The sequence below is a fragment of the Streptosporangium sp. NPDC002544 genome, assembly GCF_040295965.1.
In the GTDB taxonomy this organism is placed as follows: domain Bacteria; phylum Actinomycetota; class Actinomycetes; order Streptosporangiales; family Streptosporangiaceae; genus Streptosporangium.
Genome location: NZ_JBEOWJ010000002.1, coordinates 425,847 through 448,093 on the forward strand (window position 1 = coordinate 425,847; position 22,247 = coordinate 448,093).

The 22,247-nt window shown below is 69.3% G+C and carries 24 protein-coding genes and 1 riboswitch; of the genes, 15 read left to right on the plus strand and 9 right to left on the minus strand.

From position 1 onward, the window contains the following. Positions 1–152: 152 nt before the first annotated feature. Entirely contained in the window at positions 153–404 is a 252-nt protein-coding gene (locus ABT061_RS04715; protein WP_350912657.1) for a type II toxin-antitoxin system Phd/YefM family antitoxin, read from the plus strand. Further along, the gene (locus tag ABT061_RS04720; RefSeq protein ID WP_350912659.1) at positions 404–826 is read left to right on the plus strand and encodes a type II toxin-antitoxin system VapC family toxin; all 423 of its coding nucleotides are present in this window, start codon (positions 404–406) and stop codon (positions 824–826) included. Before ABT061_RS04715 ends, ABT061_RS04720 begins: the two co-directional genes overlap by 1 nt. A gap of 31 nt (positions 827–857) precedes the next feature. Here the strand turns inward: ABT061_RS04720 and ABT061_RS04725 are convergent, their stop codons facing one another. Together ABT061_RS04725 and ABT061_RS04730 are read right to left on the minus strand one after the other, a co-directional pair. Next, positions 858–1,271 carry an ATP-binding protein gene (locus ABT061_RS04725; RefSeq protein WP_350912661.1) on the minus strand — a complete coding sequence of 138 codons (414 nt, stop codon included), beginning with the start codon at positions 1,269–1,271 and terminating at the stop codon, positions 858–860. 164 nt (positions 1,272–1,435) lie between these two features. After that, positions 1,436–1,726 carry a hypothetical protein gene (locus tag ABT061_RS04730; protein WP_350912663.1) on the minus strand — a complete coding sequence of 97 codons (291 nt, stop codon included), beginning with the start codon at positions 1,724–1,726 and terminating at the stop codon, positions 1,436–1,438. Positions 1,727–2,018: 292 nt separating this feature from the next. On the opposite strand from ABT061_RS04730, the gene ABT061_RS04735 reads away from it, so the two are divergent. The 4 genes from ABT061_RS04735 (at position 2,019) to ABT061_RS04750 (ending at position 4,227) form a co-directional block, all read left to right on the plus strand. Then, positions 2,019–2,846, plus strand: coding sequence for a helix-turn-helix domain-containing protein (locus ABT061_RS04735; protein ID WP_350912665.1), 828 nt, complete (start codon positions 2,019–2,021; stop codon positions 2,844–2,846). Then, complete coding sequence (locus ABT061_RS04740; protein ID WP_350912667.1) at positions 2,837–3,043, plus strand: DUF397 domain-containing protein; 207 nt, start codon at positions 2,837–2,839, stop codon at positions 3,041–3,043. The genes ABT061_RS04735 and ABT061_RS04740 overlap by 10 nt, the downstream gene beginning before the upstream one ends. Positions 3,044–3,088: 45 nt before the next feature. Further along, on the plus strand, positions 3,089–3,295 hold the full coding sequence (locus ABT061_RS04745; protein ID WP_350912670.1) for a DUF397 domain-containing protein: 207 nt from the start codon (positions 3,089–3,091) through the stop codon (positions 3,293–3,295). A gap of 89 nt (positions 3,296–3,384) precedes the next feature. Further along, on the plus strand, positions 3,385–4,227 hold the full coding sequence (locus ABT061_RS04750; protein ID WP_350912672.1) for a hypothetical protein: 843 nt from the start codon (positions 3,385–3,387) through the stop codon (positions 4,225–4,227). Positions 4,228–4,437: 210 nt separating this feature from the next. Here the strand turns inward: ABT061_RS04750 and ABT061_RS04755 are convergent, their stop codons facing one another. The 3 genes from ABT061_RS04755 to ABT061_RS04765 form a co-directional block, all read right to left on the minus strand. Then, positions 4,438–4,965 (minus strand): GNAT family N-acetyltransferase, encoded by a 528-nt coding sequence (locus ABT061_RS04755; RefSeq protein WP_350912674.1) that lies wholly within the window; start codon positions 4,963–4,965, stop codon positions 4,438–4,440. Between the two features lie 213 nt (positions 4,966–5,178). Next, positions 5,179–7,410: a catalase/peroxidase HPI gene (gene katG / locus ABT061_RS04760; protein WP_350912676.1), complete on the minus strand. Its 2,232-nt coding sequence runs from the start codon at positions 7,408–7,410 to the stop codon at positions 5,179–5,181. Positions 7,411–7,443: 33 nt separating this feature from the next. Beyond that, complete coding sequence (locus ABT061_RS04765; protein ID WP_350912678.1) at positions 7,444–7,881, minus strand: Fur family transcriptional regulator; 438 nt, start codon at positions 7,879–7,881, stop codon at positions 7,444–7,446. A 432-nt stretch (positions 7,882–8,313) separates the two neighbouring features. On the opposite strand from ABT061_RS04765, the gene ABT061_RS04770 reads away from it, so the two are divergent. After that, complete coding sequence (locus tag ABT061_RS04770) at positions 8,314–9,252, plus strand: MerR family transcriptional regulator (protein ID WP_350912681.1); 939 nt, start codon at positions 8,314–8,316, stop codon at positions 9,250–9,252. Positions 9,253–9,281: 29 nt separating this feature from the next. Here the strand turns inward: ABT061_RS04770 and ABT061_RS04775 are convergent, their stop codons facing one another. Beyond that, positions 9,282–9,536 carry an MBL fold metallo-hydrolase gene (locus ABT061_RS04775; RefSeq protein WP_350912683.1) on the minus strand — a complete coding sequence of 85 codons (255 nt, stop codon included), beginning with the start codon at positions 9,534–9,536 and terminating at the stop codon, positions 9,282–9,284. 61 nt (positions 9,537–9,597) lie between these two features. Here ABT061_RS04775 and ABT061_RS04780 point away from each other — a divergent pair, with 61 nt between their 5' ends. Continuing rightward, complete coding sequence (locus ABT061_RS04780; protein ID WP_350912685.1) at positions 9,598–10,050, plus strand: NUDIX domain-containing protein; 453 nt, start codon at positions 9,598–9,600, stop codon at positions 10,048–10,050. Between the two features lie 117 nt (positions 10,051–10,167). Here ABT061_RS04780 and ABT061_RS04785 read toward each other — a convergent pair whose 3' ends face one another. Then, positions 10,168–10,551, minus strand: coding sequence for a DUF427 domain-containing protein (locus ABT061_RS04785; RefSeq protein WP_350912687.1), 384 nt, complete (start codon positions 10,549–10,551; stop codon positions 10,168–10,170). 221 nt (positions 10,552–10,772) lie between these two features. Between ABT061_RS04785 and ABT061_RS04790 the strand changes: the two genes are divergently transcribed. Both ABT061_RS04790 and ABT061_RS04795 read left to right on the plus strand, forming a co-directional pair. Further along, the gene (locus tag ABT061_RS04790; protein ID WP_350912689.1) at positions 10,773–11,090 is read left to right on the plus strand and encodes a hypothetical protein; all 318 of its coding nucleotides are present in this window, start codon (positions 10,773–10,775) and stop codon (positions 11,088–11,090) included. 174 nt (positions 11,091–11,264) lie between these two features. Then, positions 11,265–14,324 (plus strand): DUF6493 family protein, encoded by a 3,060-nt coding sequence (locus tag ABT061_RS04795; protein ID WP_350912691.1) that lies wholly within the window; start codon positions 11,265–11,267, stop codon positions 14,322–14,324. A 39-nt stretch (positions 14,325–14,363) separates the two neighbouring features. On the opposite strand, the gene ABT061_RS04800 is transcribed toward ABT061_RS04795, so the two are convergent. Both ABT061_RS04800 and ABT061_RS04805 read right to left on the minus strand, forming a co-directional pair. Beyond that, positions 14,364–15,308 (minus strand): sugar kinase, encoded by a 945-nt coding sequence (locus ABT061_RS04800; protein WP_350912694.1) that lies wholly within the window; start codon positions 15,306–15,308, stop codon positions 14,364–14,366. Between the two features lie 117 nt (positions 15,309–15,425). Next, positions 15,426–16,211: an IclR family transcriptional regulator gene (locus tag ABT061_RS04805; RefSeq protein WP_350912697.1), complete on the minus strand. Its 786-nt coding sequence runs from the start codon at positions 16,209–16,211 to the stop codon at positions 15,426–15,428. 169 nt (positions 16,212–16,380) lie between these two features. Between ABT061_RS04805 and ABT061_RS04810 the strand changes: the two genes are divergently transcribed. The 5 genes from ABT061_RS04810 to ABT061_RS04830 all read left to right on the plus strand — a co-directional run bounded on the left by ABT061_RS04810 (position 16,381) and on the right by ABT061_RS04830 (position 22,142). Continuing rightward, entirely contained in the window at positions 16,381–17,643 is a 1,263-nt protein-coding gene (locus ABT061_RS04810) for an extracellular solute-binding protein (protein WP_350912699.1), read from the plus strand. Next, positions 17,640–18,578: a carbohydrate ABC transporter permease gene (locus ABT061_RS04815; protein ID WP_350912701.1), complete on the plus strand. Its 939-nt coding sequence runs from the start codon at positions 17,640–17,642 to the stop codon at positions 18,576–18,578. The genes ABT061_RS04810 and ABT061_RS04815 overlap by 4 nt, the downstream gene beginning before the upstream one ends. Continuing rightward, positions 18,575–19,414, plus strand: coding sequence for a carbohydrate ABC transporter permease (locus tag ABT061_RS04820; protein WP_350912703.1), 840 nt, complete (start codon positions 18,575–18,577; stop codon positions 19,412–19,414). The genes ABT061_RS04815 and ABT061_RS04820 overlap by 4 nt, the downstream gene beginning before the upstream one ends. Positions 19,415–19,578: 164 nt before the next feature. Then, complete coding sequence (locus ABT061_RS04825; RefSeq protein ID WP_350912705.1) at positions 19,579–20,379, plus strand: DUF4253 domain-containing protein; 801 nt, start codon at positions 19,579–19,581, stop codon at positions 20,377–20,379. A 398-nt stretch (positions 20,380–20,777) separates the two neighbouring features. Beyond that, a riboswitch (cyclic di-AMP (ydaO/yuaA leader) is annotated at positions 20,778–20,929 on the plus strand. Positions 20,930–21,164: 235 nt separating this feature from the next. Then, the gene (locus ABT061_RS04830) at positions 21,165–22,142 is read left to right on the plus strand and encodes a hypothetical protein (RefSeq protein ID WP_350912707.1); all 978 of its coding nucleotides are present in this window, start codon (positions 21,165–21,167) and stop codon (positions 22,140–22,142) included. Positions 22,143–22,247: the final 105 nt, after the last annotated feature.

Sequence of the window (22,247 nt, forward strand, 5' to 3'; positions counted from 1 at the left end):
AACGCATTCGGCCGAAGTCCAGTCGCTACGGCGCGACGTCCATAGCCCGCTCCGCCGCCCCCTCAACCTGAAAGGAATCGGGAAGGCAACTGCCGTACACACTCTGAACTGGAGCTACTCTAAGTCTAGACAGACTAGACAGGGTGATGTCCATGAGTGGGTGGCAGGTCCAGGAGGCGAAACAGCGCTTCAGTGAGGTCGTTCGGCGTGCGGTGAGCGAGGGTCCTCAGGTGGTCACCCGGCACGGAGAGGAGGTGGCCGTCGTCATCGACATCGCCGAATACCGCCGACTCAAAGGCGACGCTCCGGACTTCGGGCAGTTCCTGCTCGCCGACCCTGACTGGGACGACGACGTGGAGTTCCCGCGGAACCAGGACCTTCCCCGGGAAGTCGATTTCGACTGATGGGCATCGGCTACCTGCTCGACACGAACGTGGTCTCCGAAGCACGCAAGCGGAACGGCAGCCCTCAGGTCAAGGACTGGATCGCCGCGGCGCACGGACCCACTCTTTACATCAGCAGCCTGACGGTCGGGGAGATCCGCTGCGGAGTCGAGCTCCGCAGACGCCGGGACCCCGACCAGGCAACGGTGCTGGAACGCTGGCTGCACGGCCTTCAGCGGCAATTCGATGATCGCATCGTCCCCGTCACCGTGGAGGCCGCCGAGGAGTGGGGACGCCTGAACGCCATCCGCCCGCTCCCCACGACGGACGGCCTGATCGCCGCGACGGCCCGGGTGAACGGCTGGACCCTGGTCAGCCGGAACACCAAGGACTTCGCCGGCACGGGAGTGTCCGTCGTCAACCCGTTCGACGTGCTGATCTGAGTCCTGCCGACCTGGGCGCCGATGGCGGAGACTACCCCGCCACCTGGAACCAGACCGACCTGCCCGCTCCGTCGTGGTGGAATCCCCACTCGGCGGCGAGCAGGTCGACCAGCCACAGCCCCCGCCCGCCGTCGTCGTCGGTCTCCGGTACGCGTACGGCGGGCGCGCTCGTGACGGAGCCGTCGTCGGTGACCTCCACGTGGACCATCGTGGTGGTACGGGCCAGGTAGACGGTCAGGCGCCCGTCCGTGGTACGCCCGGAGTCGGAGTGGGCCACCGCGTTGGCGGCCAGCTCGCTCAGCAGGAGCAGCACGTCGTCGAGCAGCGGGGCCGCGACGCGTCCGGCCAGCAGGTCCCGCGCCCAGGCCCGCACCTCCGGCACGGAGGCCACCCGGCCGGGAAAGACCTGCCGCCACGCGCTGTACGGCCCACCCGCCCACGGCATCGTGTCGTGATGTCCGGGAAGTTTGTCTTCTTCCCCTGGCGTCGTCGAAGTTCCGTCACAGTGATGTCCGAGGCAGACGTCCTCTTCCCTCGGCGTTTTCGAGGCTCCGTTGCCACGGTGTCCGAGGCAGTGGTCCTCCTCCCTCGGTGCCTCCGGCTCGGATCTCATGCGGTCACCGCCGACATGATCATGTCGGCCGCGTTGTCGGCCTCCGCCCAAACCCATTCACCGCGCTGCCACAGCCGCGCCCACCAGGGCCGCCAGACGAACGCCCAGCCGCAGTAGCGCCGGACGACCGTGATCCTGACCAGTGCCGTGCCCGTCGCCGACCGGATCTCCAGAATCGGCTGCCCGGCCACCGGAAGGACCAGCGAGGTGCACACCCCGAGGCCGTGCAGATCCCAGCTGAGCCGGGTCAGATGAACGAATCGCGCACGCCGCTCGACCGCCGTCACGCTCCGGTCCTCCGGATGCCCCCGGCGGGCACGACCAAGGCGTGAAAGGTCACCGTTCTGATCATTCATCACTCGTTCTCGTTCCTGATTTAAAGGTATGAGGATGCTTTCTTTTCCGTCCTGTCGAACCGAGAAGACGTGTGATTAGATTGCCCGCATGGCAGGTGGATTCATGGCTGGATTGGCACCCCGGTGGATGCTCTGGAATGTCGGGTGAGGGTTTCCCTATACCAGGGTCTGGAATTGCCGCTATAACCAAAAATCCGTTTTTCTCTATTTCAGGAGGAATGCGATGAGCGACGAGATCCCCCCGGACCCGGGCTCCCCCCGTGCGCGCTTCGCCGCCGAGATGCGCCGCCTGCGCGAGGCGGCCCAGCTCTCCCAGACCGCTGTGGCCAGACGCCTCGGCTGCACCCAGACCCAGATAAGCCGCCTGGAGAGCGCCAGCCGCACCCCGTCGAAGTCCGACGCCGAGCGCCTGGACGCCCTCTTCGGCACCAACGGCAGCACGTACTTCGTGGACCTGCGCGAACACATCGTGGCCCGCCATGGCGCCCCGATCTGGTTCATGAGCTGGGCACAGGAGGTCGAGCCGTTCGCCCTCGTCATGCGCTCGTGGGAACCGCTCCTCGTCCCCGGCTTCCTGCAGACCGAGGCGTACGCCCGAGCGATCTTCAAGCATGCCCCTCGGATCACCCCGGAGGAGATAGAGGAGCGGGTTAAGGGGCGGATGTTTCGTAAGAAAATCCTTGATGGGGACAATCCCCCACTTTTTCTGACCCTCATCGACGAAAGTGTGCTGCGCCGTAATGTCGGCGGTCCCGAAGTAATGTGGGAACAGCTCGGCTACTTACTGGAGATCGCCCAGCGCCCCTCCATCTCCATCCAACTCGTTGATCGGCTCTGCCTCTCCGGCGTGCTGGGCGCTTTCATGATCGCAGAACTTCCGGACGGGCAACCGGACGCGATTTACGCGGACTCTTCAGCGGAGGGACAGATTTCGGCCGACCCTAGCGTCGTAACCCCGATATGGAATCGCTATGAAGCGATACGTGGGTGGGCTTATCCTGAGCACATGTCCCTCAAAATGATCGAGGAAGCGAGGCAGGAATGGATCTGAGTGTCGCGGTATGGCGGAAGTCATCGCTCTCCGGAGACAACGGTGCTCAGTGCGTCGAGGTCGCCGCCAACCTGCCTGGCGCTGTCGCGGTTCGTGACAGCAAGGACCCCGATGGCGCCAAGCTGCTCTTCACCCCCGGTGAATGGCAGTCCTTCGTTGGTGGCATCAAATCCGGCGAGTTCGACCGCCTGGTCTGACCTCCTCGGGAAGTTCGGAGACCGCCCAGCGGAAGGAGATCAGGAATGGATCTGAGTGCCGCCATATGGCGGAAGTCATCGCTTTCCGGCCCGAACGGCGGTCAGTGCGTCGAGGTCGCCGCCAACCTGCCCGGCGCTGTCGCGGTTCGTGACAGCAAGAACCCCGATGGCGCCAAGCTGCTCTTCACCCCCGGTGAATGGCAGTCCTTCGTCGGCGGCATCAAGTCCGGAGAGTTCGATCGGCTGACCTGATTGCCTCCGGGGGCTCGGACGTTGCCCCAAGGGGGTGAGACAGGCATGGAATCGCCTGGTTTGTCGTACTGGACTGTAAGAATCACCGCATGGTGGGAGAAAACGACTTATCCAGGGAAGGTGCTCCCCGGCGTGATGAGGAGTTCGTCCAGCTCACGCGGGACAGGAGAGTGCGAGTCCGGGTAGGAGTGGCGGCCGATCCGGAGGCGCCGGCTCATGTGATCGTGAGGATGGTCACCGATTCCTCCCCCTCGGTCAGAAGGGCACTGGCGGCGCGGGTGGATGCGCCGCCGGAGGTCCTGCGCGCGTTCGCCGATGACGCCGATCTGAAGACCCGGCAGGTCCTGGTGAGAAATCCCGCGTGCCCGCCTGAGGTGCTGGCGTTGCTGGCCGGAGATCCACACTGGTCGGTGCGATGGGACGTTCCGGCGCATCCGGCAGTGGATCTGGCCGTTCGTCGAGCGGTCGCGGCGTCCCCAGACGAGGATCTTCGCCGGTTGCTCGCTGGAACTCCCGGCTTGGACGGCGAGACCAGCGCGGCGCTGCTCGTGGATCCCTCTCCTGCGGTCCGGGCCGAGTTGGCAGAGCACACAACCGATCCGGACGTTCTCGCGGTACTCGTCGCGGACGGAAAGGCGAAGGTACGCGCGGGAGCCGCCCAGAACCGGCACACCACACCTGAGCAGCGCCGTCGGCTGGCGCGTGATCCGGTCGCCGACGTGAGGGCCGCGCTGATCATCTCGGCCTTGCTGCCGGATGAGGACCTGCGGCAATTGGCCCACGACCGATCGGTCAATGTCCGCTGGTGGTTGGCCACCTCCCACGCCACCTCCGATGAAATCCTGGAGATCTTGGCCCGGGATCCTCATCCAGATGTGGTGAACCAGGCGCGGATGACGTCGGTCGCCCGGAACCGGCGCAACAAGAGCTGAAGCAATGGCGCCGCACTGCCCTTCCCCGGTCCCGTGCTTGCTCTCGTCCTGCGTGGCACCTCAGCGGTGACGCGATCACCCGCGTGACTCTGCTCGCTGCCCCGCGGGCAGCGGCCGGTCACCCTCTGTCTGTCGGTTGATGAGAATCGAACAGCGCCCTGCTACGAGGCGCCGATGCCGGGGAGCTTGGCGAGAAGCCGGATGAACCGGTTACCGGCGAATCCGGTACAGCACATGCCGACGTAGCGGCCCGTCGGGCACGTTCGGGTGGTCGAAGTCGGCGGCCGGGTCACGGGTCATGCCGATCCGGCGCATCACCGCCTGGGAACGCAGGTTGGTGGTGGTCGTGATGGCGACGACCTCCGGCAGTTCCAGGGTCTTGAAACCGAAGTCCAGGCAGGCCAGGGCGGCCTCGGTGGCGTAGCCGTGGCCCCACGCCGAGCGGGTCAGCCGCCAGCCGATCTCCATCCCGGTGAACGGCATGCCCTCGTCCGCCGGATCCAGGCCGGTGAAGCCGATGAACTCGCCGGTCGCCAGGACCTCCACCGCCCACCACCCATAACCCCGGCGGTCGAGTCCGTCCTGGAAGAGCGCGATCGAAGCGGCACTCTGTTCACGTGTCAGCAGGTCCGGGAAGTGTTCCCGGACCTCGGGATCGGCGTTCATCGCCGCCCAGGGGTCCAGGTCGGAGTCCCGCCAGTGGCGGAGCAGGAGGCGATCGGTACGTAGTTCGGACATGCCGCCAAGCTAATGTGATCAAGGTCGGCGGGGCGACCGATTTTGCCGGGGGACCGTCGCCGCCCGGCGGGTCACCGGAAACCGTCATCGCGGCGACCGGCCTGGCCGGGAACGCGATGGCCATCGGCCACCGCCGCCCCGGCCGGAGAGGCCGCCGAAGCCGCCCGGGGACGTCCAGGCCGGCCGGCGCGGGCCGGCCTGGACGTCACCTGATCAGACGAGGTCGAACCGGTCCAGGTTCATCACCTTGTCCCACGCCGCGACGAAGTCGTTCACGAACTTCTCCTTCGCGTCGTCACTCGCGTAGACCTCCGCGAGCGCGCGCAGCTCGGAGTTCGACCCGAAGACGAGGTCGGCGCGGCTGCCGGTCCACTTGACCTCGCCCGTGGCGGCGTCGCGACCCTCGAAGGTGTTCGCGTCCTCGGCCGTCGCCTTCCACGCCGTGCCCATGTCGAGCAGGTTGACGAAGAAGTCGTTGGTCAGCACCCCGGGGGTCGCGGTGAGGACACCGAGCGGCGACTGCTGGTGGTTCGCGTCCAGGACGCGGAGGCCACCGACGAGGACCGTCATCTCGGGGGCGCTCAGGGTCAGCAGGTTCGCCCGGTCGACCAGCAGGAACTCGGCCGGCAGCCGGTTGCCCTTCCCGAGGTAGTTGCGGAACCCGTCAACGGTCGGCTCAAGCGCGGCGAACGACTCCACGTCGGTCTGCTCCTGCGACGCGTCCACCCGGCCCGGCCTGAACGGGACCTCGACGTCGACACCGGCCTCCTTGGCGGCCCGCTCGACGGCCGCACCGCCGGCGAGCACGATCAGGTCGGCGAGTGAGATCTGCTTGCCACCGGTCTGGGCGGCGTTGAACGCCTCGGCGATCCCCTCCAGGGTGCTCAGCACCGTCGCGAGCCGGTCGGGGTCGTTGACCTCCCACCCGTTCTGCGGCTCAAGGCGGATGCGCGCGCCGTTGGCGCCGCCGCGCTTGTCGCTGCCGCGGAAGGACGAGGCCGACGCCCACGCGGCGGACACCAGCTCGGACACCGACAGGCCCGAGGCGAGGATCCGCTCCTTGAGGGAGGCGATGTCCGCGGCGTCGACGAGCTCGTGCGTCACCGCGGGGAGGGGGTCCTGCCACAGCAGCGTCTCGGTCGGGACCTCCGGGCCGAGGTAGCGCGCGACCGGGCCCATGTCGCGGTGGGTCAGCTTGAACCACGCGCGGGCGAAGACGTCCGCGAACTCGTCGGGGTTCTCGTAGAAACGCCGCGAGATCGGGCCGTAGACCGGGTCGAACCGGAGCGCGAGGTCGCTGGTCAGCATGGACGGCGCGTGACGCTTCGACGGGTCGTGGGCGTCGGGCACCGAGTCCCGACCGGCGCCGTGCTTCGGCCGCCACTGGTGCGCGCCGGCCGGGCTCTTGGTCAGCTCCCAGTCGTAGCCGAACAGGTTCCAGAAGAAGTTGTTGGACCACTTCGTCGGTGTCGAGGTCCAGGTGACCTCCAGACCGCTACCGATCGTGTCCGCGCCCTTGCCGGTGCCGTAGGTGCTCTTCCAGCCGAGCCCCTGCTGCTCGATGGGGGCGGCCTCGGGGTCGGCGCCGACGTGGTCCGCCGGGCCCGCGCCGTGGGTCTTGCCGAAGGTGTGACCGCCCGCGATCAGGGCGACCGTCTCCTCGTCGTTCATTGCCATCCGGCGGAACGTCTCACGGATGTCGCGGGCCGAGGCCAGCGGGTCCGGGTTGCCGTTCGGGCCCTCCGGGTTGACGTAGATCAGGCCCATCTGGACCGCGCCGAGGGGGTTCTCCAGCTCCCGGTCGCCGGTGTAGCGCTGGTCGTCGAGCCAGGTGGACTCGGGACCCCAGTAGACGTCCTCGTCGGACTCCCAGACGTCCGCACGGCCGCCGGCGAAGCCGAAGGTCTTGAAGCCCATCGTCTCCAGGGCGACGTTGCCGGCCAGGATCATGAGGTCGGCCCAGGAGATCTTCTGGCCGTACTTCTTCTTGACCGGCCACAGCAGACGGCGGGCCTTGTCGAGGTTCACGTTGTCCGGCCAGCTGTTGAGCGGCGCGAAGCGCTGCTGGCCGGCCCCGGCGCCGCCGCGGCCATCGCTGATCCGGTAGGTGCCCGCGCTGTGCCAGGCCATCCGGATCATGAACGGGCCGTAGTTGCCGTAGTCGGCCGGCCACCAGTCCTGCGAGGTGGTCAGCACCTCCGCGATGTCCTGTTTGACGGCCGCGAGGTCGAGGCTCTTGAACGCCTCGGCGTAGTCGAACTCCTCGCCGAGCGGGTTGGAGACGGCGGGGTTCTTGGCGAGGACCTTCAGGTTGAGCCGCTCCGGCCACCACTGGTGGTTTCCGCCACCCTGGGTCGGGTGCGGGGCGCGCTCGTGCGCGACCGGGCAACCGCCTCCGCCCTCCGTCTTCGCGTCTACGACGATTGCATCATGGTTCTCAGACATGGGAATCCTTCCGAACTATGCGGATCACGGTGCTCAGGAACCGCGGGTGGTGGAACAGCCGGGGCACAGGCCCCAGTAGATGACCTCGGCCTCGTCGATCAAGAAGCCGTGGTGGTCGGACGTGGTCAGGCAGGGCGCCTCGCCGACCGCGCAGTCGACGTCGGCGACGGCACCGCATGACCGGCACACCACGTGGTGGTGGTTGTCCCCGACGCGTCCCTCGAACCGGGCCGGGCTGTCGCCTGGTTCGAGACGGCGTACGAGTCCCGCCGCGGTGAGCGCGTGGAGGGCCTCGTACACGGCTTGCAGGGAGATGTGGCCCACGCGATCGCGCACCCCGGAGGCGATCGCCTCGACGTCGAGGTGGTTACCGTCCCGGACGGTCTCGAGCAGTGCGACGCGGGCGGCCGTCACTCGCAGGCCTGCCCCGCGTAGCTCCTCGGCGGTGGTTGGAGTCCCGGGTGCGGTCATGGTGCCAAACCCTAACGTCATAAACACGAACTGTACAAGACAACGAATAGTACAAGTCTAGCGCCGTGTCGAGCGATGTTCGCCCCGTTATGGTGTGAGATGTCGCCCTGATGGTGATCTTGGGGGCGCAGCACGGTCGGGCCGTCTCGGCGGCGGAACGCGTACGCGTACGCGGAATCGATCACGCTACCGGCATCCGGTTACGCAAGATCGCCAACAGGGCGAACGCCGCCTGACGCGGCACCGGCTTCCATCCCGTGCTCGGCCCCGTCCTGTCCGGCACCGAACGAGCGTTGCGGCGGCGACGTGATCACCCACGCGATTCTGGTTGAACAGCTCATTGCCCCACAGGCGAGGAGTTTCAGGACTCGTGGATGAGATGGTTCGCCGCCGGCTTGCGCCTCCCGTAGGGGGAGGCGCAAGGGTGAGGGCATGAACGGCGACACGCTCTACTCGATCGGTGATCTGGCCCGGCGGACCGGGCTGACGGTCAAGGCCATTCGGTTCTACTCCGATCGCGGGATCGTGCCGCCGACCGACCGTAACCCGGCCGGCCACCGCCTCTACGGCATCGACGCCGTCGCACGCCTGGACCTCGTGCGGACGCTGCGCGACCTGGGACTGAACCTTCCCACGATCCGGAAGGTCGTGCACCGGGAGATCTCGCTTCCCGAGGTCGCCGCAGCGCACGCCGAGGCACTGGCGGCGCAGATCCAAGTGCTACGCCTGCGGCGCGCGGTGCTGACGGCGGTGGCCAAGCGCGGGTCCACTCCCGAGGAGATGGATCTCATGCACCAGCTGGCCAAGCTTTCCGAGGACGAACGTCGACGTCTGATCGGCGATTTCCTCGACACCGCCTTCGGCGGCCTGGAGGCCAACGCCGGATTCGTGGGGATCATGCGCTCGATGACCCCCGAGCTGCCCGACAATCCCGAGGCCGAGCAGGTCGAGGCATGGGTGGAGTTGGCCGAACTGTCCCAGGACCCGGATTTTCGCGCCAGCGTGCGGCGCATGGCCGAGCATCATGCGGCCGAGCGTGTCCAGGGCGACACCACGGTCCTGCGCCGCGACTCTGCCGCAATGGTCCGTGACCAGGTCGGCCCAGCCCTGGTGGCCGGCATCGACCCGGCCTCGCCCCAAGCCGATGCGGTCGTCGCGGCGGTCACGGCTCAGTACGCGGATGTCTTCGGCTGCGTGGACGACGTCGACCTTCGGCGCCGGCTGTTGACCCGGCTGGAAACCGCGAACGACCCTCGCAGGGAGCTGTACCTTCGGCTGCTCGCAGTGATCAACGGCTGGCCGGCCCCGGAAAGCCTGGCGCGGGTGTTCGACTGGTTCATCCAGGCCTTGCGTGCCCGGATACCGGGGTAGCGGTCCCTCTTCGACCCGGCCGTGGCCGCTCAGCGGGCGGACCTCTGGAACTCCCATGGGTCGTGCGCCGAGACGACGTCGACCTCGCCGCCGGACAGGCGGACGAGCTCGCTGAGCCGGGCGTGGTCGCCGAGCCGAAGTGAACGATCCACCTTGGCGCTGAGCTGCACGAAGTCCAGCATCGGATGAGAGCGTGGCGCGCCGGGGCCGACCTCCTCGATATCGAGCACGGGCTGGGCGTAGGTCGTCCACTCCTCGCCGAGTGTGTCGGCGTGTCGTGCCATGCTGCCATTCCCCGGTAGCGTCCGATCTTCAGGCAGGCGCCGACCCGTGGATGGACTCACCGTGAAGAAGCTGATCGTCCGGCTCTGGAGGCTCGTCAACGGCTCGCTCCAGTGGCGCATCCTCTGGCTCCGGCACGCCAAGTTCACGGTCGGTGTGACCGGGGTCGTGCGTGACGCGGACGGCAACGTTCTCCTGCTGAAGCATCGCTTCTGGCCGGTGGGCAGGCAGTGGGGGCTGCCGACCGGCTGTGCGAACAGGTCGGAGACCTTCGAGGACACGGTCTGCCGAGAGGTGCGGGAGGAGACCGGGCTGAAGGTCCAGGTGGGAGAACTCGTTCGGTTGAAGAGCGGCTACAAGCTGCGCCTGGAGGTGGCGTACGAGGCCGAGTTCATCGGTGGCACGCTCGAAATCGACGATTTCGAGATTCTGGAGGCGAGATGGTTCGCCCCGGACGAACTGCCGGAAGAGATGCAGGAGTCGCACCGTCTTCTCATTCACCGCGAGCATCTCTAGCCTCCGTGCCGTGCCCGGCGCCGGGCGGTCACCTCGGTCGAGGGCGCCGACCACGACGGAATCCGGAAGCTCGTGGCCGGCCGGTCGTGCCCTCGGCGGGACGGGTGTCCCCGGATCTCAGCCGGTGGTCTCTTCGACGATGGAGTCGACCCGGTCGGGATAGAAGGCGACGTGGTCCTTGATCTCGGCGACGGCCGGGTGCGGCGACTCGTAGAACCACACCGCGTCCACCGACCGCTTCCCGTCCGTCGTAACGGTGTAGTAGCTCGCGTCGCCCTTGAACGGGCAGTAGGTGGCGGTGCCGGTCCGCTCCAGCAGCGAGCGATCGACGTCGGTGATCGGGATGTACTGAACCGGCGGGTACGTCGCCTCACGCAGGGTCAACGCCCGCCGCGAGTCGGCGACCACCCGGCCGCCCACCGAGACGACGATCCGGGCCGGATTCGCCTCGATCGTGATCGGGTGATCGGGGCCGGGCTGCAGGATGGGCTTTTCGGTCATGGCGCGAACTCCTTTCTTCCAAAGGTAGTGCGCCGAGCCTCGGACCGCACTGCCGCCAACCCGGTACGGCCAGGGTGAACGGCCGGCCCCTGGTCAGCCGGAATGTCAGGGGCTTCGACGGCACGGGGGTGTCGGTCGTCAACCCGTTCGACGCCGCCGAGCATCCGCCGGGCGCGTAGGATCCGACAGCCGGACAACCGGGGCGAGTGCGAGGACGTGGCGTGAGTTTTGAACTCGGAGTCTGGCTCGGGGCCGAGCCGATCACCGCGCAGGAGGCGCTTCGCAGGTATCTCGTCTGGAGCCGGAGCGACGCCGTCCCCGGTGAGCCGAGCCCGGAGACGGCGGCCTTCTACGAGGAGCTGACCTCGCTCTTCCCCGACCTGACCGCCGAGAACTACGCGGTCTCACCGTGGTCCGCACCGCTGATCGTGGGGGAGGAGTTCGTGCTGATGGACGCGGTCTTCCCACGCGCCGGAGAGGTGTGCCGCGTGGTGCTGGAGCTGGCCCTGAGGCATCCTCTGGTGCTGTTCGAACCGTAGGTCCGGCGCGCGTCCGCCTTCAGGGGGAGACGGTGTCCGCCCAGCGACTGATCTTCTGCCCGCCGGAGCTTCAACGGCCCGTTCTTGTCCGGGCCGCTGCCTAATGTCCCTCATGGCGAAGGCGCCGCACGTTTGCGTCCGGGCGATCCGGACCGGTTCTCGGGAGATGCCGTCATGACCGTGTGGGAAGAAGTCCGCGACCTCATCGGCACCGGCGATGCTTTCAAGGTCGCGGCCAGGGTCGCCGCCCTTGACGACGCCGGGCGCGCGGAGGTGGCACGGGAGTTGCCCGGCCACCTCCCGGTGGCCCGGCAGGAGATGAGGGCGGCGGTGGAGAAGCGACGGTCCGACCGCTGGAACGAGCGAGACCGGGCCCGGAGGACCCGGGGGGAGGCGTACAAGCGGTTCGCCCGCGAGCGCGGGATGTCCGATGCGGAGATTCACCGCCAGTGGGCGATGACCGACGGCTGGGGCGGCGACATGGAGGGCACCTGGGAGGATCCCTGGCCGGCCACCCCGGAGTACGGCGCGGGATACCCGGACAGGTCCGAGTACGACGCCTGGGTCGACCCGATGCGCGTCGCGGGAGCGGGCACGCTCCCCTGCGCGGCTGCGGCCTCCTGGCTTACCCGGCGCGGTTTCGAACGCGTCGGGGAATCCGCCGATCTCGTCGAACCGGTGCTCCAGGTGGTCGCCGCGCGTCCCGCCGAGTGGCAGGCCGATCTCGCCGTCCGGCTCGCGCTGCGGATCCGCGTCCGGCCCAGGCGGTGGGAAGGCGACCTCGGAGACCGGAACCTGCCGCTCGCCCTGGCGCTGCTGCGCCACACCGGTGCCACACCGCCCGAGCACGACCCGCTCGTGGTCGGTTGGGCCGACACGCCGCCGACCGCGGAGCGGCTGCGCGAGGACCCGCTGCTCGATGTGCTGCTGCCCAGGCTCTTCCAGGCGCAGGGGGTGGGCCGCGCGCTGCGTGAGGAGCGGGCCGACCCGCTCGCCGCCGAGTCGTGGCTGGGCGCGCTGCGCACCCTGGCCGCCGAGGGCAGGGTGAGCCGGGAGGTGTTGCTGGAGGGCTGCGTGGGCCGGTTCCTGCGCGGGGGCGGCGCGACCGACCTGCGGTTCTTCGCCCGCCTGCACGAACTGCTCGAACCGTCTCCCGCCGAGGTGGCCTCCCGCGCCGGTGACTACCTGCGGCTGCTGCCGGCGGCGCCGGGGCCGGTGGCCGAACTGTCGCTCAGGCACCTGCGCCACCTGGACTCCCTCCCGCGGGACGATGCGAACGACCTCGACTCCGACGACGTGAGCGAGGCCCTGTCCGGCCTGCTGTTCCGCGCGGAGGGCGGGCTGGTCAGGTCCGGGCTGGCCTGGCTGGACCGGTTCCTCCAGCGGGAGCCGGAACGGGCCGACGAGCTGTCGTCGGCCCTGGCGGCGGTGCTCGGCCACGAGGCGCCCGCCGTCCAGGAGCGGGCCGTGCGCCTGCTGGTCGGGCACGCGGCGGCCTTCGGCCCGTTCGGTGCCGAGGCCGTACGGGACGGGGCCGGGCAGCTGCCCGCCGGCCTGTCCAACAGGCTGGTCGCGGTCTTCGGCGGAGATCTCCAGGAGGAACCCGAACCCGAGCCGGAGCCGGAGGAGCCCGGCGTGCTCCCCGCGCCGCCGCCCGCCACTGCGTTCCCGGTGCCGCGGACGCCCCAGCAGGTGGCCGCCCTGTGCGGGAAGAAGGACTGGGTCGAGGCCGAGGGGTTTCTCGGAGGGTTCGTCCGCCTCGCCGCCGAAGATCCCGGTGGGCTCCGGGACGCGCTGGCGGCACACCCCGCGAGGCAGCCGACGCAAGGCAGCTGGACGAGTCCCGAGTGCTGGGGTGCCGCGATCGCGGCGGAGTTCGTCGATCCCGGCGCGGAACCCCTTCCGGATGGCCTCGCCTCCCCGGAGGAGACCAGACCCGGGTGCGGGATCCGCCCTGCCGACCCGCGACCGGAGTCGCCGTGGACGAGGCTTCCCGGCCGGGATGAGGTCTGCGCGCCGGAGTGGCTCGTGCTGCGTCGTCACGCGGAGATCCTGGCCGCTCTCAAGGAGGGTGTCCTGCCGCCGCTGCTGCTGGCCACGCCCACCCTCTCCACCGGCCACCTCGACCCCGTGGAGCTGGTCGCCCGGATCGAGGAGCTGGAGGCGGCGGGGGCGGAGCCGCTCCCGGCCGATCTGGCGCAGGCGCTGCTCAGGCTGCCCAGGACCGCCGACCCCGCCGCGGTGACGCGGGCCGCCGCGCTGACCTCGGCGGCCGGGCGCGAGGCCGCCCGCCGGCTGGCGGGGAACGGGCTGCCCGATCCGGTGGTGACCGTCCGCCGGTTCTGCTCTCCCGGTGCGAAGCCGGGCTGGAAGCTCACGGAGGATCCGGCCGGACACTGGCTCGACGAGCGCGAGCCGCAGCGGGCTCTCAAAGCGTGGCAGACCCTGGCGGTGGCCTCCATCACGCCGAGCGACATCACGCCGGGCGACATCACGCCGGGCGACATCACCCTGGGCGACATCATCCCGAGTGACATCACCCCGGGCGCACCGGCCGGTGAGCGGACGGTCCGTGCCGCGGCGTCGCTGATCGCCGAACTCCTGGTCTCGCCGCCCCGGTTCCTGGAGGAGGGGCGCGGCCATCACGGCAAGCTGATCGGCTGGTGGCCGGGCGTCATGCCGTCCCACCGCGAGGTGATCGCCGCGCACATGGTCCCGCTCCGGTTTCGCAGCGACTGGACCGGTGGCCTCGTCGACGGGCCGCGGCTCACCGACCTCGCGTGCGCGCAGGGACCGGTCGGGCAGGCGACCGCCCTGCTGCTGGTGGAACGGCTCGCCCTGAGCATGTCGGTGTACCGGCGCCGGGCCGTGCAGTACCTCCTGGCCACCGGGGACCTGCCCGCCGCCCAGCTGGGCACGGAGTTCGGGGAGCGGATACGCCGGTCCTGGCTCTCGATCTCCACGTTCCGGACGATCATGGAGGACGCCGTCTGCGTGGGCACCCACCGCGAGGCGTGGGCCATGATCGCCGCCGCCCTGCCCGGCCTGCTGGCCGTTTCTGGCGGGCGACCCCCCAAGGAACTGGTCGACTTCCTCGCCTTCGCCCGCCGGGTGGCCTGGCAGGCGAAGGCGACCGGCGAGATCCCCGAGGTCACGGCGGTCGCCGGGCGCAAGGGCTCCACCCAGGTCATCCGCGAGTGCCGCGGGCTGCGCGACCTGCTCTCCGCGCCGTGACAGCCGGACGGCGTCGTTCTCGATCGGCGTCGGCCACGGTCAGCGGCTGACCCCGTCGGACGGGCGGAGCAGGTCGAGGTCGGCGCGGCGGGGGAGGCTCTCCCAGTCGCCGTCGGCGGTCACCGCGAAGGCCCCGGCGGCGGAGGCGGTGGCGAGGCGCCGCTCGGAGGTCGCCCCGGCGAGGGTCTCGGCGATCCAGCCGGCGGCGAAGGCGTCCCCGGCGCCCACCGGGTCGAGCTCGGCGACCCGGTGGGGCTCCGCGTGCCGTACGGCGCCGTCGGAGAGCTCGACCGCGCCGAGGGCGCCGCGCTTGATGAGGACGTGGCGCGGGCCGAGGTCCGACAGGGCGTGGGCCAGGGTGAGCGGGTCGTCGCCCTCGACGATCAGCCTGGCCTCGGCCTCGGTGGCGAACAGGACGTCCACGGCGGCGACGGTCTCGCGCAGCGCGGCGGACGCCTCGGCGGGCGTCCACAGGGCCCGGCGGTAGTTGACGTCCATCGACACGATCGCGCCCGCGTCGCGGGCCTCGACGATCGCGGCCCGCACCGCCTCGGCGGCCGACGCCGACAGCGCGAGGGTGATACCGGTGACGTGTAGCACGCGTGCCGAGCGGATCAGCGAGACGTCCAGGTCGGCGGGGCGGAGCCGGGATCCGGCGCTCGCCGAGCGGTAGTAGCGCACGTCGACCACCTCGGACGTGCGCCTGCTCTTGATCATCAGGCCGGTGGGCGCCTCGGGATCGACCAGCATTCCCCGTACGTCGACGCCCTCGCCGGCCAGCGTCGAGCGGAGCAGTTCCCCGAACTCGTCGGCGCCCACCCTGCCGATCCAGGCCGCGCGCCCGCCGAGGCGGCAGACGCCGATGGCCACGTTGGACTCCGCGCCACCCACGCCGAGCCCGAAGTCGCGGGCGTGCCTGAGCGGGCCGGTACGCCGCGCGCTGAACAGCGCCATGCTCTCGCCGAGCGTTACCAGGTTGGTCATGGGAGAGGAGTCGTCCTTAGGGAGTCGGTGCCGGTTTCGCCGGTCAACGGGTCGTGCCGGTGGTGAGGTCGACACCGGTCCTGGCGTCGGCGGGCGGACCGTGTCCGATTCCGCCGGTCACCGGGTCGCCCCGAGCTTCCTGGAGATGCACAGGGCCGTCTCGGCCACCAGGGGTCCCAGCTCTCGTACCCTCGCGGCGGTGATCCGGGAGGTGAGACCCGAGATGGAGATCGCCGAGATGGCGACGTCGTTGTGGTTGAAGATCGGCGCCGCGACGCAGCGCACCTCGGGCTCGTTCTCCCGGTCGTCGACCGAGTAGCCCCGCTGCCTGATCCGGCCCAGCTCGGTACGGAGGCGCGCGGCGTCGGTGATGGTGTGCCGGGTGACGTACGGCAGCCCGGCGGCCACGATCTCCTCGACTGCCTCCTCCGGCTGCCAGGCGAGGATCGCCTTGCCCACGGCGGTGCGGTAGACGGGAGCGCGGCTGCCGATGCGCGAGGCCATGCGCACGTTGGTCTCGTTCTCGACCTTGTCGATATAGACCACGTCGGGCGGGTCGTAGACCACGAGATGGACTGTCTCCCTGGCCTCCGTCATCAGCCGGTGCGACTCCTCGGCGGCCACGGTCCGCAGGTCGAGCGTGGCCAGGTAGGCCTGCCCGAGGTGGAGGGCGCCGCTCCCCAACCGGTAGGCGCCGCTCCTGCGGTCGCGTTCCAGCAGCCTGGCCTCGATGAGCGGGGTGGCCAGCCGGAGCACAGTGCTCTTGGACATGCCGAGCGCCTCGGCGAGCCGGGTGAGCGACAGGCCGTGGCCCGCGCCCGCGTGGTCGCGTACGTGCGCGAGGACGGCGAGGGCACGCCGGAGCGAGGCCGACTGGTTGCGTTCCGGGGCGGGCTCACTCATCACGGCTTTCCATGCTGCTCCGGCAGATCGAATACCAGGTCAAGGTAGGCGAGCACGCCACCTCGCGCCACTTTGCAGCACAACCTTCTGCACTGCACAACAAATCGGTGATCCGCTTCCCGTGGCGGACGGGGCTTCCTAGGGTCTGCCGCCAACAGGAGGAGGCGCTTTGAAGTTCCTGAACATGGCAGTGGCGGGTGTGGCCCTGCTGGCCCTCGCCGCGTGCGCGCCGTCCATCGCCCCGTCGGCGGGCGGCGGCGACGAGAAGTCCGGAACCCTGCGGGTCTGGCTCTTCGACGAGCCCAACCGTGCTCCCAAGGAGAAGGTGGTGGAAGAGGCGATCAAGGAGTTCACCGCGGCCAACGCGGGGGTGAAGGTCGAGGTCACCTACATTCCGACGACGCCGGCCCGGCACGAGAAGTTCAAGGGCGCGTTCAACGACCCGGCCAGCGCCCCCGACGTCGCCGAGTACGGCAACACCGACCTGGCCGAGTACGCCGCCGCGGGCGGCTTCGCCGACCTGAGCGCCGACCTCGCGAGCTGGCCGGAGGGCAAGGACATCGGCACGGACCTGCTCGGGTCCGCGACCGTCGACGGCAAGGTCTACGGCCTGCCGTGGTACATCGGCATCCGGGCCCTCTACTACCGCACCGACGTCTTCGAGGAACTCGGCCTCAAGCCGCCCACGACGATCAAAGCCCTGACCGAGACCGCCCGCGAGATCCGTGAGAAGAAGCCCGACCTGTACGGCGTCGCCGTCGGAGGGGAGTACACCTTCGGCGCGCTGCCCTTCGTCTGGGACGCCGGAGGCGACATCGAGAGCCTCGACGGCGACGCCGCCCGCAAGGGTGTGAAGAGCTACACCGACCTGCTCAAGGATGACAACTGCCCGCCGCAGGCGTGTGCGAGCCTCACCGGCGGCAAGACCGTCGAACTGTTCGCCAGTGGCAAGGCCGCGATGGGCATCCTGGGCAACTTCAGCAGGTCCGCGGTGGACGCGGGCGCGGCGGCGGGCAAATACGCGGTGGTGCCGCTGCCGGGCACCGAGGAGGGGACGATCGCCCCGGCCTTCTCCGGCGGCAACAACCTCGGCGTCATGAAGAACAGCGGGCACCGCTCGCTGGCCGTCAAGTTCGTCCAGCTGCTGGGTGGCAAGACATACCAGACCAAGATGTACGAGGCCATGGGCAACCTGCCCACCCTGACCTCCGCGCGGGACGAGCTCGCGGCCTCGGACCCCTTCCTCAAGCCGTTCCTCGACACCGTCGCGGCGGGCACCCGCTTCGTGCCGATCGACCCGGCCTGGGTGAAGATCGACAACCAGAAGGTCATCCCGACCATGCTGCAGAAGATCGCCACGGGGCAGTCCACAGTCGAGCAGGCCACCGAGGAGGCCGCCGCGGCGGTGAAGGCGGCGTTCGGCCGGTCATGACCACCGCCACCACGACGACGGCGGGCTCCGGGGCCGGGGTCCGCCGGGCGGTGCCGCGCCCCGGCGGCGGGCTCAGGCCGTGGCTCTACCTGCTGCCCTCTGCTGCCGTGCTGCTGCCGCTCTTCGGCTACCCGATCTACATGCTCGGCCTGCTGTCGGTGTTCGACTACCGGCAGGCCCAGGTCAGCGGGGGAGAGCCGACGAGGTTCATCGGCTTCGAGAACTACGCGACGCTCCTGGGCGACCAGCGCTTCTGGTCGGTGCTGGCGCAGACCCTGGTGTTCGCCGCGGCCCTGGTGGTCGCGACGCTGGCCGTCGGCGCGACCCTCGCCGTCGTGCTCACCAGGGCGGGCCGGGTGCCCCGGCTACTGCTGTCGCTGGCGGCGATGGCCGCCTGGGCCGCGCCCGCCATGACCGGCTCGACGGTCTGGATGTTCCTCTTCGACGCCGACCTGGGCCTGGTCAACCAGCTCCTGGGCATCGAGGGCTATAACTGGTTCTACGACAAATGGGTGACCTTCGGGGTCGTCGGTGCCACGGTGGTCTGGCACTCCTTCCCCTTCGTCATGGTGACCCTCTACGCCGGGATCCAGGCCATTCCGGTCTCCGTTCTGGAGGCGGCAGCCCTGGACGGCGCCTCCGCGTGGAACTCGTTCTGGCGGATCATCGTGCCGATGCTGCGGCCGCTGATCACGATCGTGGTCATTCAGTCGATCATCTGGGACTTCAAGATCTTCACGCAGATCTATGTGATGACCAACGGCGGCGGCATAGCGGGGCAGAACTCGGTGCTCAACGTCTACGCCTACCAGACGGCCTTCGGCTCGTCGGAGTACGGGCTCGGCGCGGCGATCGGCGTCGTCATGACCCTGATCCTGCTCACGGTCACCCTCTTCTACATCCGAGCCCTCTACCGTACGGGGGAGAAGCTGTGAGCAGGTCCCGCCTGGTCGCCAACACCGTGGCGCTGGTCACCGCGTTCGTCACCTTCTTCCCGATCTACTGGATGGTGCTCTCCGCGCTCAAGCCCGCCGGGGAGATCCAGTCACTCCAGGTGCGCCCGTGGACCCTGGCACCCACCTTCGAGCACTTCCAGCGGGTGCTCGGTGGCGAGAACTTCGGCCGCTACCTTCTCAACAGCCTGGGTGTCGCCCTGACCGTCGTCGTCCTGTCCGCGCTGGTGGCCTTTCTCGCCGCGGTCGCGGTGACCCGGTTCCGCTTCCGGTTCCGTACCACCGTGCTGATCATGTTCCTGGTGGCGCAGATGGTGCCGGTGGAGGCGCTCACCATCCCGCTGTTCTTCCTCGTCCGAGACCTCGGCGGGGTGGTGCCCGGCGTGGGCCTCAACACCCTGGGCTCGCTCGTCCTGGTCCACCTGGCGTTCTCGCTGCCGTTCGCCGTCTGGATGATGAGGGGGTTCGTGGCCGCGGTGCCCGAGACGCTGGAGGAGGCTGCGATGATCGACGGCGCGAGCCGGCCGGTGATCCTGTGGCGGATCCTCTTTCCCCTCGTCGCACCGGGACTGGTCGCCACGAGCGTCTTCTCGTTCATCACGGCCTGGAACGACTTCATCTTCGCCAGGACCTTCATCATCTCGGCCAGGGACAACCAGACGCTGCCCTCGGCCCTGCTGGTCTTCTTCAAGCCCGACGAGAACGACTGGGGCGGCATCATGGCGGCCTCGACGCTGATGACCGTTCCTGTGCTGATCTTCTTCGTGGCCGTCCAGCGCAGGCTGGTGGCCGGGCTGGGCGGGGCGGTGAAGGACTGACACCCGCCGGGCTCCGTTCCCCTCTGTACCGATAATTTTTGCCTGGACCAGGGCAGAACTGTCCCTCGGGATGGTTGACAGGCCAAAATTGGTCCGTGGTCAGGATCGGATCGGTAGGAATGAGCGATTGCGAGGGTGGGAGGCTTCCGCCAGTTCTGGGCCAGTTGTTCGCTGACAGGGCCGACGGAAGCAGCGAGGGTGAGGGCCGGAGGCTCTCGGTGGACCTGCCACCGGGTGACGTGGTGTGGCCCGACCCCGGTTACGCTCAGCTCTCCTTTCGTCGCCGTCCGGCGTTCTGGCTCAGCGAGGTGGCCGTCTCAGGTGAGTACTGGGCACGGCTGCGGGCGCAGCACGAGCACTCCGGCCTGTGGCCGGTGCTGCTGGAGGACTCGGTGCAGCCCTGGTCGGCCGGCCAGATCGCCCCGGACACCGCCGTCGAGATCGACAACTACCACGCCGCCGCGTTCATGGCCGAGGTCTGGTCCGACTGGATCGCCAAGGCTCACATCGACCAGCTCGAAATCCTTGACCCCTTCGGAGTCGAATGCCCGGGTCCGGCCCCGGCGGGAAGGCTCGCCGCCGATCCCGGCGTGGTCGCCGACTGGTACGCGGGCCTGGTGGCCGAGCGCAGGACCCCGCTCGGACTCGTCGCGGTCGAGCGCGGGGCCGACGCCCTCGCCGTCATGGGCTGGCAGGGCGCCCTGAACCACAACGAGTGGATGGTCCCGCTCGCGGCGGTGGTACGGAGCTGGGAGGACAGGTTCGGGGTGCGGCTGGTCGGGATGGGGTTCAACACCCTCGACCTCAGCGTCGCCGCGCCCCCGACGACCTCGGAACACGCCCTGCACGTCGCCGCGGAGCACTGGACGTTCTGCCCCGACAGCATCATCCAGGGCGCGGGGAACCTCATCGACTACGCCGAGCAGATCAAGGGCAGGAACGCCTGGTCGTTCTGGTGGGACTGAGCCCGCCCCGGGGTGCCCTTCGTCAAGGGAGGGCTTCCTCGGGGAGCGCGGATTCCCCAATGTGGATCTTTGAGGGGGATCTACCTTGGGGATGCTCTCCCCTCGGGCGTGGAAGGGCTTCGGGCACGGGGCGCGGGGTGTGATCACCCTCGCGCGACTGGGCCCCTCGTGGGCGCGGAAGGCCCTCGGATGCGGGTCTCCGGGGTGTGAAACCCGAGATCGGCAAGACGTTCTCGCTGGTAGGGCGGTTGTTGGTGGGACGGGGTCTCCGATGGGGCTTTCTTGAAGCTTGTAGGTAGATCTTCTGGGGTTTTCATGACATTTGCTTTGCTTTGTCCGGTTTCGGTGGGTAGTGTCCACGGATATCGGTTGGCGACCTGCCCTTCACAAGAGGGAGCGGCCGGCCGACGTCGAATCCCACCGGGCCCGCGGGGCCCAGGGAGCCGGGGAACCACTTTCCCGGGGTGAATCCGCCGCGAACGTGCGGCGGTAGGGCAACTCCATCGCCCGAACCCGTCAGCTAACCCGGTAGACGAGCTGGAGAGGAGATCCCCCTCATGGATCACCGCGTCACCGCGTCGGTGCCCGTCCTGCCCGTGCCGACCACCTGAACTTCATCTCCGTCCTTCGTCGCCGCGCCTGAGCGCGGCACCTGGACCGTGCTCCGTGTAGCGAACCGCTGATCTCGCCACGCCGCTTTTCCGAAGAGCGCGTCCCCGCCAGTGCACCCCTTGCCGTGTGTCGCAGCTGGCTGCCCCGTTCCCTCGTGAAAGAGCCCCTTCTTCATGCGTCTTCCCTTTGACCTGCCCAAGAACGGTCTGATCAAGAACCTCTCGTACAAGAACCGTCTCACCACCGCCGCCCTCGTCGGCGCGAGCGTGCTCGTCTCCGCCGGCGTCGCCTCCGCGCTGCCCGCCTCCCCCGCCGTCGCCGCCCCCGCCTCCGCCGCCTCCCCCGGCGCGGACACCGAGGTGGCCGCCAACGAGGTCGTGCTCCTCAAGGGCTCGACCAGGGCCTCCTACTTCTGGGACGACTCCTCGGGCCGGGCCGGCGACACCGGTCTGCCGGCCAGTGGCAAGCCGATGCAGAAGGGCATGATCGCCAGCCCGAGCTGGCCCCTGTTCACCGAGGGCTACGTCGTCTACAAGGGCAAGAAGGCCAAGTTCTTCGTCGGTGACCGCGGTCCCGGCGTGCCCTCCAACGTGGGCGTCATGATCGACCTTGACGCCAAGACCTTCGCCGACCTGACCGGTGGCCGGTTCAACCCCGCCACGCTCGGTGTGGACGGTAACGGCGGCATGGGCCACATCGACGTCAAGTACGTGGTCACCAAGTGGGGTGACGGCGTGGGCAAGAAGAACCACCCCGTGGCGTTCTCCACCGGTGCCTGGCGTTACCGGGACGCGAACCCGGCGAAGCCTCCGCAGACGGTCCTGGTCAAGGCCGAGCAGTCCAAGAAGGCTGTGAAGGCCCAGCAGGTGAGCCAGACGTTCGCCAAGCCCAAGATCATGTCCGAGCCCCTCACCGCGCCCGGGGCGATCGTCGCCGCCAAGCCGGTCGCCCTGTCCGGCGCCGATGCCAAGGCCGCCGAGCAGGGTGTCCGGGACCTGGGCGCCACCGCCCCGGTGGCGGCCGCGACCCCGGCCGGTCCCTCCGCCACCACGGCCGCCACCCTGGCCCTGGTCGGAGTGCTCGCCGCGGGCGGTGCCACCTACCTGGTCGCCGGCCATCTCCGTCGCAGGGCGGTCGCCGAGGAGAGCTGAGGTCCGGCGCGATCGATGAGCTCACCGCCCTGGTAACGCCCGGGCCTCGGCGTGCTCCAAGTGGTCGATACCGACCCGGCGCAGCCAGTGGCGGGCCCGCTCGAC